This is a genomic window from Bacillus sp. X1(2014) (assembly GCF_007678255.1).
Map to the genome: position 1 here is coordinate 271,324 of NZ_VEED01000007.1, position 14,004 is coordinate 285,327.

The following is a 14,004-nucleotide window of genomic DNA, read 5'->3' on the forward strand; positions in this document are numbered from 1 at the left end:
TATTCCAAGATATTTATTGATTTTGTGGTCCGGGCTTATATTGGAAGCTGGTATTCACAATTTCATTTAAGCCTGTCGCACCGAGACTGACATCATATTTGCCAGCTGCATGATTCGAAAGTGTAAAGTTATAACTGAATTTACCATCATCTTCAGTGGTAATTTGATCAAGATAATCCAATTTGCCATTAGGTGCTGTAACTCTAACAGCCACATCCGTCCCTTTTTTCTGGGTCAGATAGCCCTCAATTATTACTTTTCTATTATTCACAGATATTTTTAAATCCTTTATAGTTGTAGGCAACTGTTTTTCTACAGTAATTGTAGCCGAATCAGTAAATTGTCCTTCGTCAGTTGTGGCAATGATATCAGCCTTACCAGGAGATTTTGCAGTAATTGTAACGGTTGTCTTACCATCTTCAGGATTATATGTTGGTTTAGAAATGGATACCACATTAGGGTCGCTGGAAATAAAAGTCACTTTTTGATTAAGTACACTATTTGGTAATACAACAGCAGACATACTGCTTTCATCATTTTCTTGCAGTGTAAGGCTATCAATATCCAGTTGGACATCCTTTACATCTGCTTCTGACATTTTAAATGTTGAATTCTCTTTATCCCCTTCGGTATTCACTTGCTCTAACTTCAATAAGTAATCTTTTTGCTTAATATATAAATTCGGGAAGTTATATGACTGAAAGGAAGTCCAGTTCGAATCCGATAAACCTGGAACCTTTTTAAATGTGGCATCAGCTTTGAATAGATTTGTACCATCATTTTTTACAAGAGCGAGAACATTATTACTATGTCTTAAATAATATCCCGGCTTATTCACAGACTGAATGGAAACATACTCCTCTCCTGAATTCGCTAGTCCAGGGACTATCTGCCATCTGGAATCAAAATTTGAAACATTTAATGCATCTAAAGGATCAATCCGTGCATCATTGTTATAGTGCCTAATATAGCGATCTAGGAAACTGTACGACTGCAGCTTTTGTCCTTCACCATCCAAGCCAGTGGAAGTTGGGACCACTTTTTTTATTGTGCCGTCGGGATTGTAGTATAATCGATCGATTGAGACTGAGCGTCTGTATGAACTTCCAGTTGGTAAAGCAGCGGTATGATAAATAATGTACGACTTTCCTTTGAAATCAATAATGGATTGATGACTAGTATTACTATTGTTTTTATCATTAGGGTCTGAGGTGAACGGATCCATAAGCATTCCCTTATATTCCCATGGACCGGTAGGGCTTTCACTCATTGCGTAAGCTAGACCTTCTGGCCAATTATGAGCAAATGATAAATAATATTTGCCATTTCGCTTATGAATCCACGGAGCTTCTGTGAAACCACCTTTCAAGTTATTGATGGTAACCTTTTGAATTTCCCCGTCCAGCTCGATCATGTTCGGTTTGAGCTTTGCATAGTATGGATACGAATTTCCCCAGTATAGGTAACCCTGTCCATCATCTATCATTACTGTAGGATCAATATCATCCCAAGAAATATTTGAAGTCGTCATTTGATTGGTAATCAATGGCTTTCCAAGTGCGTCCTTAAACCCTTCCGTTGGACTTTTGGAGGTAGCTACACCAATACAATATCCACTACCGTCCTTATTATTAGTGGCAACATACCAATAATAGGTACCGTCTCTCTCGATTACTTGACTCGCCCATGCGGCATCTTCCCTTGCCCATGAGAAGGTATCCTTGACGCTTAGTGACCCCTCTTGTTTCCAGTTCACCATATCAGTGGTAGAATAAATAACCCATTCTGGCATGTAATAGAAGTTTCCACCTGCATTTGCCTCATCGTGTCCTGCATAGAGATAAACCTTGTCACCCTGAACGAGCGCAGCCGGGTCTCCGGTGAACTTATCCTTAATGATAGGGTTATCCGCATAGGCTGCAGTTGAAAAGGATGATAATAGTAGTGTTGATAACATAATTTTCGATACTACTTTTCTCATACGGTTGTGTAATACCTCCTTAAATGATCATATTTAAACGCTTTCATATGTGAGAGTATATCAAATCAGTTGTTGACAATCTTTATAAAAATCTACGATATTTTATAAAATACAACACATTATTTTTATAGCAACATTTTATCAATAGAAACTTTACTTACTAGTTTAATTAAGTATCCAAAAAAGAAATATAGACCTTAAAACCACTTTTACCGTGGTTTCAAGGTCTATTCACTAGATGTTTAAATGAAGCTTATTATTGTTCATATAAGCAATAACCATGATCAATTCTTCTATCCCTGTTCCTAGTAGTTCTAGTATTAATAAGCGCGATTAATGAAATCCCGTTTGGCGTTCTCCTGACTAAAAATCCCTTCCTCTGTGACGATTTTGACCGGAATCTCTTTTCCTTCCTTATAGTCCATTATCACTTTCATTAATTCGGGCCCTAACAAAGGATTACACTCCACTGTCAGATTCAATTTACCTGCAAACAGGGCATTAAAGGCTTCTTTTGTAGCATCTACTGAAATGATCAAAATGTCTTTACCAGGCCTTTTCCCATACTCTTCGATGGCCTCAATCGCTCCCAGCGCCATGTCATCATTATGGGCGTAAACTACCTGAATTTCCTCTCCATACTTTTCCAGGTAATCTTTCATGACACTCTTGCCTGCCTCTTTCGTAAAATCCCCTGATTGAGAAGCGATGATCTGATAGTTCGAATGGTTTCTTAGCAGCTCCTCAAATCCCTTTTTCCGATAAACAGTCGGTGAAGCACCCGGTGTCCCCTGCAATTCAACAATATTGATGTCCTTTTTTACTCCTTTGGTTTGTTCTAAAAGCCATCTGGCAGCTCTCCTTCCCTCTTCCTGAAAATCAGAGCCAAGAGAGGTCAGCCAAAGGGTATCATCTTTTAGGCTCAATTCCCGGTCCGTCAGAATCACAGGGATTCCAGCCATTTTTGCCTCTTTCAAAACATCTTCATACCCCGTTAGCACAACCGGAGAAAACGCAATAATATCTACCCTTTCCTGAATAAAGTTCCGAATAGCTTTTATTTGATTATTTATACTTTGGTTGGCATTTTTAAATTTAAGCTCAATTCCAAAGTCTTGGGCGGCTTTTTTGATAGAGCTGGAATTGGCTGCTCGCCAGCTACTTTCTTCACCAACTTGTACAAATCCTAGTTCAATCTTATTTTTTTGTTGTTTAGAAATATTTAATGTATTTTGCTTTGTTTGTACAAATTGGTCCACATTATCTTTCGTAATTTTATTCACACGTAAAAGAATTTTTTTGGGAATACCCGATTTGCCTTGCAATAGATCCATTGCATACTGAATAGATTCTTTGCCACCCGTTCTATAGGCGAAGGTCCCCTTCAAAATGTTACGTCTAACCAAATCAAGTCCTCCATCATCACCTTCTAGTCCATCCACGCCAATGATATTAACTCCTTGAATCCCTTTTTTTTCTAATGCCCTATGTACCCCAAGAGCCATTGCATCACTATGTGCGAAGACGAAATTGATTTTGCGGTTCTTTTTTAGCCTCACTATTACTTCATCTTCGGCTTTATCTCTATTCCAATCTGCAACTATCGTATCCACCTGGTGAATATTCGGATGATTTTCGATTATTTCATTGAAGCCCTTACTTCTTTCAATCACTGGAGATGATTGGGAGAGCCCTTGTATTTCTACTAAATTTACTTTCTTATCTCCAGCTAGATCCGCTATCAATTGCCCTGCGTTTCTACCAATTACCTCATTGGCTGGTCCAATAAATAAGCTATAATCATACCCATCGATTGCTCGACCTAAGACGATAACAGGTATTTTTTTATGTACCTTAGCGATTATAGGTGTTAGACTTTTGGAATCATTAGTGGAGATAATCAATAAGTCAATCCCAAAATCTAGTAATTTATTAATATCTTGCTTTTGTTTATCAATACTATGAGCAGCATCAGTATAAATCACGTGCAAATCTTTATATCGATCTGATTCACTTTTAATTTCATTATTCATTGCTACTCGCCAAGGCTCAGTTAAATTTGCCTGGGACACACCTATAACAAATTTTGTCCCTTCATTCGACTGGTGAGAAGCATGCGCTGCTTTATAGCCACACCATCCAAGGATTATTAAGACTAAAATTGTCATCCAATATCTTTTCTTAATCCGAAACCCAGCTTTCACTAATGCCCTGCCTCCTTAACATAATTAGAAGGAGATACACCCATTACCTTTTTAAAAGCTGTACTAAAATAATGCTGAGTGTTATAACCGACTTTATCCGCAATTTCATAAATTTTGTATGATGGGTTTTCCATAAATTTAATCGCATATTGAATCCTGACTTGGGTTAAGTAATCGATAAAGGAAGAACCTAATTCTTCCTTTAAAAGCCGGCTTAAATAACTTGGACTAACATTAACTTCTTGAGCTACCTCCTGGAGGGTTAAATCTTGTTTGTAATAGTGTCTCTCAATATATCTTTTAGCCAATATAACTACAGGCAGAATCATAGATTGTTCGTTAAGCTCTTTGATGAAATGACTATAAACATCTGGGATTTCGGTTGGTGGCTTTTCTATAACTTTTTTGGCTATCATTATTTTTTTACTTGTCAACTTTTCGATAACCTCTTCAAATTGGTCACATAATAGATCCATTGGTTCTAACTCTTCCAAAGGAATCATTGCTACGATATGATTGCTTTCATCCCGGAAGACAACACGCGGCTCGAAAGCCTCGAGTAATTCATCGATAATGTTTTGCATGCTAAAAAACAATAGGTCCATTTCCCAAGCATCTCCGATATTTCCTTCAGCAGCTAGCCTGATAGGCTTCATTACAAAGATCCCAACTTTTCCCCAATCTAGTCGAAAATAGTGGAGCTGCTTATGTATTTCTTCTTCATTTAACTGCCCTTTAACCCACTTGCATAGAAAGCTGTTTCTAACCAAATCGACATTCTCTTCCAATTGCTCATTCATCCATTGGACCCTTTGATTACTTCTTCTAGATTCATTTAGATGGTTGACCGCTTTGGTAACAGTTCTTTTCAAGTCATCAGGATTAACCGGTTTTAGTAAGTATTCAAAAACATTTAATCGCAGGGCCTCCTGTGCGTAAGAAAATTCATCATGTCCACTAATTATGATAATAATGGATGAAGGCAGTTCATTTTTTAGTTTTCCAATCAATTGCAATCCATTAAGGAAAGGCATATTAATATCCAAAAAAAGAATATCAGGCTTGACCTCCAGCGCCAACTCATATGCAGTCTCCCCATCTTGAGCCTCACCTGCAATTTGTATATTCCATTCATCCCAATTCAGCGATTTTTTCAGACCCCTAATAATTTTAGGTTCATCATCAGCAATAAGTAATTTCAACACTTTCATCCCCCCTATTAAATGAAAGAAAAACTTATCAACTTGACACATCTCGTACAATTGGGTGCCAAATCTCTACTGTTGTACCTTGATTTTCTATGCTATGAACATTTAACCCGTAGTCATTTCCAAAAGAGAGCTTTATTCTTTCATTTACATTCAACATTCCATATCCGCTCGAATCTTCACCGCCTATCATCCCTGTTTTTTGCAGTCGTTGATTTAATTTTGTTATCATTTCTGGATTCATTCCACTTCCATCATCCGTTACACTTAGAAAAAGCTTGTTATCAATAATCTTTACTTGAATTAGTATTTTTCCTCGACCTCTCTTGGTTTTAATTGCATGATAGATCGAGTTTTCTACGAGAGGTTGTAAAATGAGTTTGAGAACAAAAAGTTCTCTCGCTTCCTCCTGCACGTCGATAACATAATCAAACTTATCTTCATATCTAGTCATCTGAATAATCAGATAACTTTCTATGTGCGCGATCTCTTCTAATACCTTTATACTTTCTTTTCCCTTACTCAAGCCAATCCTAAAAAGTTTTGTCAACGCATCAATCACGTCCATAATGTCCTTTGCTTGATATTCCATGGCCATCCACTTAATGGTATCAAATGTATTGTAAAGAAAATGAGGCTTAATTTGCTCTTGCAGAACTTTTAACTCTGCCTCACGCTTTCGTTTCTCTATCAAATTAATCAGGTTGAGAAGGTTTTTAATCGATTCAATCATGCTATTAAAACTGACTCCAAGCTGTTTAATTTCGTCTTCATTTTTACTCTCAAATTTATTGTCCAAATCTCCTTGTGCTGCTTTTTTCATTAGCGAGCTAAGTTGGCCGAGAGGCCTGGTAATCGACGATGTGAAAAAAGCGGCTGCAATAATGGCCAGAATTAACACAACCATTGCTATTATTCCTGCAGTCCATCTCATATCCTTTATAAAAGCAAGCGTTTCGTTAATTGAGAAAACTCCAACAATCTTCCATTTGGTATATTCAGAGTAGTCATACATCACCTGGAAATCAGTATCTTGAATGTTTTTAATAAAGCTTCCTGATTTTCTATTATTGAACCAAGAATCCTTTATACGATACACGATTTTATTAACTGGGGTATACACTATACGAGACTGTTCATCTATAACATACACAAATCCATGCGCACCAAAGCCCATATTCCGGATTTCATTATTAATTGTATCAAGCTTCCAATCTATCAGAATAACTCCCAAAACTTCACCTGTTTTTTCATTTATGACCGCTTTGGTGACTGAAAGGACTTCATCCGCGCTGTATTTTGGACTTGTGGTGAGGTTCCTGCCGATTGGCCTGCTTTCCAAATGAATCACAGAAGGAGCATTAGCTGCTTGCTTATACCAACTCTCATTGGTTAGGGGATCCCTTGTCGTTCTGGACATTTCATTACTAATTAACACGTCGGACTTATTAACTATTAAAACCCCAGCAATCTCTGGGTGTGTGTCCGTATACATTTTCATTTGCGTTTTTATTTTAGATTGCAGACCCGCAGAGGACTTTTGTACGAGCAAAAAATCGCTTACATTTTCGGTCCTGCTTAAATACTCTGTAATATTTTCTAATTCCTTAATATGTGACTCAATATTTTTTTTCACCTGCTCAATATCTTTCCTCGTATGATCATTCGCTTGTTGTTCAATCTGATTTGAATATTGATGAGCCGGCAATGCTGTTGAAATGGTTATAGATAGTAAGATAATTGTAATAAATATACAAATAAGCTTAAAATATAAAGATTTGTTTCTAAAAAACCAATAAATGATCTATCCCTCCTGTTAATTCTTTATGAAGTAAAAAATTAATTTTTAAAGATGAATACCCTTTCAAAAAAGATGTTATCAATAAAATTTTTAGGTTATCATACTAGTTATACGCATTTTATGTCGATATATAGACTTTTGTATTATAAGTATAATACCAAAAAGCAATGCCGTAAAACATTGCTTTTTGAGGATTATTATAAGATTTTATTTCATCCACGATCATTTCTATAGGGAGTTTTATTAAAAATCCGCTGCAGCGGACCCTCCATATTTATAGAATTTAATAGATTTCTTGTTGTTTAAACAAAATATATGATCTCCATTTAAGAAGCGTTTATAGCTGCTCTTTGGATGGCCAGTCCCTTAGTATAACGTTTCATAAAATGCTCAAAGCCTTCTACATCCTTAGGATCAGGAGACATCGTCAAACCAGCTTTTTCTGCAAATACTTTATGGCTTAAATACTCTTCCAACTTTTCATTATCCGCTTTGTTAATCATATAAGAGGCAAGCAGGGCGATCCCCCATGCTCCACCTTCTCCTGCCGTTTCCATAACGGAAACTGGAACATTGAGAGCAGCGGCCATGATACTCTGTCCAACACCTTTGGTTTTAAACAAGCCGCCATGACCTAGGATTTCATCCAGTTTTACTTCTTCTTGTTTGAGAAGAATATCCATACCAATTTTCAGTGCACCCAAAGCTGTAAATAAATGTACACGCATGAAATTAGCCAGGTTGAAATTGCTATCTGCTGAACGAACAAACAATGGACGACCTTCTTCGAAGTGGGTAATGTGTTCGCCTGAAAGATAGCCATAAGCGAGCAGGCCGCCGCAATCCGAATCTCCATGAAGAGCCAAATGATAGAGAGTTCCATACAACTTATTCATGTCAACTTCCATACCCATTGCTTTTGAAAATTCGTCAAACAATCCAATCCATGCATTCAAGTCTGAAGAACAGTTGTTAGAATGAGCCATAGCTACCAAGTTACCAGTTGGTGTGGTAACAAGGTCGATCTCGGAATAGACGTTGGACAGTTCCTTTTCCAGTACAACCATTGCAAAAACAGAAGTTCCGGCAGAAACATTACCAGTACGCTTCGCTACGCTGTTTGTTGCGACCATACCTGTTCCTGCGTCACCTTCAGGCGGGCAAAGTGGAATACCAGCCCTCAGCTCTCCGGTAACATCCAAAAGTTTTGCTCCTTCTACTGTAAGGACTCCGGCGTTTTCACCCGCGACCAAAACCTTTGGCAGAATATCTTCAAGTTTCCATGGCAGATAATTAGATGCAATCAATTCATTGAATTGATCAATCATTTTCTGATTATAGTTCTTCGTATTCAAGTCAATTGGAAATACACCGGAGGCTTCACCAACACCCAAAACCTTCTGTCCGGTCAGTTTCCAATGGATATAACCAGCTAGAGTTGTTTGGAAGCTAATGTCAGAAATATGTTCTTCCTGATTCAAGATGGCCTGATACAAATGGGCAATACTCCATCTTTGAGGAATGTGGTAATTAAATAGTTCTGTTAGTACTTTTGAAGCCTGTTCGGTAATATTGTTACGCCAGGTGCGAAAAGGTACCAGAAGCTCTCCTTCTTTGTTGAATGTCATATAGCCATGCATCATCGCACTAAAACCTATTGCTCCAACTGATTGTAAGGTGACGCCATATTGCAGTTTCACCTCGTTGGCCATCTTTTGATAGCTGTCTTGTACACCCTTCCAAATATCCTCTACATTATAGGTCCATATATTATTCACATAGCTATTTTCCCAGACATGGCTGCCCGATGCGATCGGCACATTATCTTCTCCAATGAGAACTGCTTTAATTCGAGTTGAACCAAGTTCAATACCAAGAACTGTTTTTCCACTTTGAATGGTGTGTTTTATATCAAGCTTCATGTTATTTCCCTCCCAAACCTTAAAGCTGAAAATTAGGGCTACTATCTCTAATAGCCCCTTGTTTTGTTCATTATTTTTATTTAAATCATCTTAACTTTTTTACTATTTACGGTAAATGACTTCATTCCAACGTAATTCGTTATTGAAAGATTCGGTTTTAGTATCGTTGTTAATTACGACCATCTCAATTCCAGTCAATTCAGCAAAGTCTCTCAACTGTTCAGTTGTTACTTTGTAAGAGTAGCCAGTATGGTGGGCTCCTCCAGCCTGAATCCAATTTTCAACGGCTTGACTTAAGGATGGTTGGGTTTTCCATAATACCCGGGCAACAGGGAGATTTGGCATGTCTTTTTCTGGCTGTACAGCTTCCACTTCATTAACAAGAAGACGGAAACGATGTCCAAGGTCTACGATGGTCGCATTCAATGCTGAGCAGCCGCCCCTTCCATCAAATACAATTCGGGCAGGATCTTCTTTACCGCCGATTCCAAGTGGATGAACCTCGATTTTAGGTCGAGTGGCAGAGATGGATGGGCATACTTCAAGCATGTGAGAACCAAGAACCATTTCATTCCCTGGCTCAAAATGATACGTATAATCTTCCATGAAGGAAGTTCCTTCGTTGCCTGCAATAATTTTCATCAATCTTACAAGAGCAGCCGTTTTCCAGTCACCTTCACCAGCAAAACCATAGCCTTGTTCCATTAAACGCTGTACCGCTAAACCAGGAAGCTGACGGATGCCATGCAAATCCTCGAAAGTAGTAGTGAATGCTGTGTAGCCGCCTTCCGTCAAGAATGCCTTCATGCCAAGCTCAATTCTCGCTTGATAACGGATGGAATCGCGAACCGGACCATCAGTAAGTCCTTCAGGAGTAATATCATATTGCTGTTCATATTCAGCCATTAACTGATCCACTTCTTGTTCAGTCACATCATTTATGCGTTGAACCAGGTCACCAACTCCGTAACCATTAACTGTCCAGCCAAACTTAATTTGTGCTTCTACTTTGTCACCTTCAGTTACAGCAACTTGGCGCATATTATCACCAAATCTCGCAATCTTAAGGTTTTTGCTTTCCTCAAACGCTACAGCTGTACTCATCCAGCTGCCCACACGCTCTCTTACTTCTGGGTTTTCCCAATGCCCTACTACAACTTTACGCTTAACATTCATACGTGCTGCAATGAAACCATGTTCACGGTCACCGTGTGCTGCTTGATTCAAGTTCATGAAATCCATATCGATTGAATCCCAAGGGATATCACGGTTAAATTGTGTAGCTAAATGAAGATAAGGTTTTTGAAGCGAAGAAAGGCCTGCAATCCACATTTTTGAAGGCGAGAATGTGTGCATCCATGTAATGATACCCGCACAATTTTGGTCCGCATTTGCTTCTAGCATCAATTTGCGAATTGAATCTGAATCCTTTACTACTGATTTAAAAATTAATTTATAGGTGACTCGAGAATCATCATCCAAACCATTAACAATGGTTCTTGAGTTTGCTTCCACTTGACGAAGTACATCTTCTCCGTATAATAATTGACTCCCTGTTACAAACCAGAATTCATAGGCTTTTGTTGTTAACAATGTAATTCCTCCTATATAAAAGATATTTATCTATCAAATTATTAATTCGCCTTCATTAAGCATTCGTACGTACAAGTTACCTTAGTTTAAGGCGAATATGTTCCTCATAGACTACTTTTGTCCGTAATAGGCATTAACACCATGCTTTCGAAGATAATGTTTATCAAGCAAGAATTGGTCGATCTCCTTTATTTGCGGGTTTAGCATAAAAGTGTTTAATGCCATTTTGGCCACTTCTTCTAAAACAACAGCATTGTGTACTGCTTGTTTGGCATTTTTTCCCCAGCTAAATGGAGCATGACCAGATAATAAAATTCCTGGCATTGCAACAGGGTCAAGGCCTTCCTTTTCAAAGGTTTCAATGATGACATTTCCTGTCTCAAGCTCATATCCACGTTCAATTTCCTCTTCAGTCAAGGTACGTGTACAAGGAATTTCTCCATAAAAATAATCCGCATGCGTAGTACCAAGGGCAGGTATCCGCCGCCCTGCTTGAGCCCAGCTTGTTGCCCATGGGGAGTGAGTATGTACTATTCCTCCTATTTGTGGAAAGGCACGATATAAGGCAAGGTGTGTTGGTGTATCGGAAGAGGGTCTTAAGGTCCCTTCAACAATTTTGCCGTCCAAATCTAATACAACTAGATCATCTATATGTAACTCATCATACGGTACACCACTTGGTTTAATAACCACGAGGCCTGTTTGACGGTCAATACCGCTTACATTTCCCCATGTAAAAGTGACCAAACCATGTTTTGGCAGATGAAGATTCGCTTCCAAAACATCCTTTTTCAATCGTTCTAACATTTTGGCTCCTCCTATTACTCTAATTCACTCAAGTTATCCTTACAACTTATTAAAACCCCTAAACTTGTACGTATAACTTTAATTTAGATTTTACCATCTTTTATATTTTTTACAATGCATTTTTATCTTAAATTTACTAATTAACTATAAATCTTTGATCTTTTCTAAAAGAAAAAAATTTATCATAGTCAACTCGTTATTTATTTGTTAGGATATGATTATTAAAAATGTTGTACGTATATGTTATAAATAGTGCTTTAAAGTTGAAAGTGGTGATATAGTGGCTTCAAAAACCAAATACATTATAGTCAAGGAAAAAATAACAGAATGGATTACGAGCGGAAAGGTGAAACCCGGTGAAAAGATTTATTCTGAAAATGAGCTAGTTAAAATGTTCGGGGTAAGCAGACATACCATTCGACAAGCCGTGGGGGATCTGGTTCACGAAGGTTTGCTATATAGAGAACAAGGCGCAGGAACCTTTTGCTCCTTAAAAAAAGATCAAACAATGGAGCAAACTCCATCCTTCATCCATACATCCAATACAAACGGGAAAAATATTGGTGTGATAACGACATACATCTCTGATTATATTTTCCCATCCATTATAAAAGGAATTGAATCCCATTTAACTGCTCAGGGATATACTTTAACCCTTGCTTGTACGGATAACGATGTGGAAAAGGAAAAACAATGTCTACAGACAATGGTAAGCCGAAATATTGATGGACTTATCGTAGAACCTACAAAAAGCAACCAGTACAACCCGAATATACATTACTATCTGGAATTGGAGCAAAACAACATTCCTTATTTAATGATTAACCAATTCTATTCTCAGTTGATGCCTCCACACATGATTATGAATGATGAACATGGCGGTTTTATTGCAACTGAACATTTAATTAAGCTTGGACACGAAAAAATCATTGGACTTTTTAAAAACGATGACCTTCAAGGTGTAAACCGAATGCAAGGCTTTATCCGTGCTTTTAGAGAACACCGCCTTCCATTTTTCCCAGAAATGGTCATTTCCTTTACAACAGAAGATCAAAATAACAACTTGTTGGAACGATTAGAGAATTTCTTTAGAACAAACTCTATGCCTACCGCAATCGTTTGTTACAACGATCAGCTTGCATTAAATGTTTTAAATCTGGTAAGACGGCTTGGACTTCGTGTTCCTAAGGATATATCAATCGTGAGCTTTGATGATTCATCTTTGGCAGTGGCAACAGACGTGAAACTAACATCTATTGCCCATCCTAAAATGGAAATGGGCATTGAAGCAGCTAAATGGATTGTTTCTGCTGTTGAGAAAAAAGGGGATCGTCCTCCATCCATTGTATATGAGCCAAATTTAGTCATAAGAAACTCTACAGCTCCATTTGTGAAGGTACAAAGTTAGTAAGTTTCCAATCACATATGAACAATCAATGAAATAGACCATCAGACTCGTATAAAGTCTAATGGTCCATTTCACCTTTTTCATTAAAATCAAGAATAAGACTTAAAACACTACCCAAGTGAAGATTCATCACTTTGGGTAGTGTTTTATCTTAATAAAATCCAAAGGATCTCGTAAAATATATTTTACTAGGAGGAGTTGATTAATCTTTCTTTTAAATTTTGGATTAATACTGAGCTGCCTTACACACCAATAGTCTATGGTTCACTATTGTTAGAGAACGTGTTATTCATGGTAGTGATTGTACCAAAATTCGCGATCGCTCCGCTAAAGTTAGCGGAGTTGCCAGTAAATGTACTATTTGAAATAGTAACTGTACCCGATATATTATTCGCAATTGCGGTGCCATACTAAAACTGTTGTTCAAAAAAGTAGACCTTAACACAATCAATGTGGCGCCATTATTTTGAATGGCCCCGCCGCCAGTACTGGAAGTATTAAAACCATTTTTTAAGGTTACGTTGCTGATGTTAATGTGGTAGTTTCAGAGGGGGATGTATTACTAATTGTAAAAATACGCGTAGTATTGCTGCCGCTGATTGTCCTGCCTTGGCCGTTTATCGTTTAGTCTTTATTAATAGCTATTGGACTTGTTAAGGTAATCGGGGGTGACACAGCCAAGACAATCGTGTCACTGAGATTGCCAGAATTTCAATAGCCTCACGAAGAGTGCCTGATCCGCTGTCTGCAGGATTTGTAACTCTAAAAGTTGCCATATGATCATTCTTCTCCTTTTTCCTATTCAAGGGGAATTTGAGCTGACAACCTTTGTCCTAACCATTGAAAAGTAGGAAATTATCTCTAATTTCCCCACGCCATAGCTCAACACGGAAAATAATTCACATTTAAACTCGTCATTATACTCTTGGAAAATGCACAAAAAAAGATATCCCTTTAACGGGATATCTCAGATTGTCGACAAAAGGGGTTCGGAATGTTTACTTTCCGAACCCCTTTTGACTTTTTCACTGTTTTTCCACCTATTTTGTCAGAGGGAGACCTCTCCGAGGTCTCTACTTA

Annotated in this window: 10 protein-coding genes; 2 read left to right on the forward strand and 8 right to left on the reverse strand. The window is 37.9% G+C overall.

Annotated elements, in window-relative coordinates; translation table 11 throughout:
• Window positions 1-13 precede the first annotated feature (13 nt).
• The 7 genes from FS608_RS15700 to araD all read right to left on the reverse strand — a co-directional run bounded on the left by FS608_RS15700 (window position 14) and on the right by araD (window position 11,516).
• Window positions 14-1,981 (reverse strand): family 43 glycosylhydrolase, encoded by a 1,968-nt coding sequence (locus FS608_RS15700; RefSeq protein ID WP_144552591.1) that lies wholly within the window; start codon window positions 1,979-1,981, stop codon window positions 14-16.
• Between the two features lie 320 nt (window positions 1,982-2,301).
• Window positions 2,302-4,185: a substrate-binding domain-containing protein gene (locus FS608_RS31310; RefSeq protein ID WP_260871699.1), complete on the reverse strand. Its 1,884-nt coding sequence runs from the start codon at window positions 4,183-4,185 to the stop codon at window positions 2,302-2,304.
• Window positions 4,185-5,390 carry a response regulator transcription factor gene (locus FS608_RS15710; RefSeq protein ID WP_186328757.1) on the reverse strand — a complete coding sequence of 402 codons (1,206 nt, stop codon included), beginning with the start codon at window positions 5,388-5,390 and terminating at the stop codon, window positions 4,185-4,187. Before FS608_RS15710 ends, FS608_RS31310 begins: the two co-directional genes overlap by 1 nt.
• A gap of 34 nt (window positions 5,391-5,424) precedes the next feature.
• Complete coding sequence (locus tag FS608_RS15715) at window positions 5,425-7,101, reverse strand: cache domain-containing sensor histidine kinase (protein ID WP_222127361.1); 1,677 nt, start codon at window positions 7,099-7,101, stop codon at window positions 5,425-5,427.
• A gap of 419 nt (window positions 7,102-7,520) precedes the next feature.
• Window positions 7,521-9,116 (reverse strand): xylulokinase, encoded by a 1,596-nt coding sequence (locus tag FS608_RS15720; protein WP_144552597.1) that lies wholly within the window; start codon window positions 9,114-9,116, stop codon window positions 7,521-7,523.
• Window positions 9,117-9,218: 102 nt separating this feature from the next.
• On the reverse strand, window positions 9,219-10,709 hold the full coding sequence (araA, locus tag FS608_RS15725) for an L-arabinose isomerase (protein ID WP_144552599.1): 1,491 nt from the start codon (window positions 10,707-10,709) through the stop codon (window positions 9,219-9,221).
• Window positions 10,710-10,820: 111 nt separating this feature from the next.
• The gene (gene araD / locus FS608_RS15730) at window positions 10,821-11,516 is read right to left on the reverse strand and encodes an L-ribulose-5-phosphate 4-epimerase (protein ID WP_144552601.1); all 696 of its coding nucleotides are present in this window, start codon (window positions 11,514-11,516) and stop codon (window positions 10,821-10,823) included.
• 280 nt (window positions 11,517-11,796) lie between these two features.
• Between araD and FS608_RS15735 the strand changes: the two genes are divergently transcribed.
• Both FS608_RS15735 and FS608_RS15740 read left to right on the forward strand, forming a co-directional pair.
• A complete protein-coding gene (locus FS608_RS15735) occupies window positions 11,797-12,924 on the forward strand; it encodes a GntR family transcriptional regulator (protein WP_144552603.1) in 1,128 nt (375 codons plus the stop codon).
• Window positions 12,925-13,122: 198 nt separating this feature from the next.
• Window positions 13,123-13,338: a hypothetical protein gene (locus FS608_RS15740; protein WP_144552605.1), complete on the forward strand. Its 216-nt coding sequence runs from the start codon at window positions 13,123-13,125 to the stop codon at window positions 13,336-13,338.
• A gap of 239 nt (window positions 13,339-13,577) precedes the next feature.
• On the opposite strand, the gene FS608_RS31315 is transcribed toward FS608_RS15740, so the two are convergent.
• Window positions 13,578-13,700, reverse strand: a complete 123-nt coding sequence (locus FS608_RS31315; RefSeq protein ID WP_260871700.1) for a hypothetical protein — start codon at window positions 13,698-13,700, stop codon at window positions 13,578-13,580.
• Window positions 13,701-14,004: the final 304 nt, after the last annotated feature.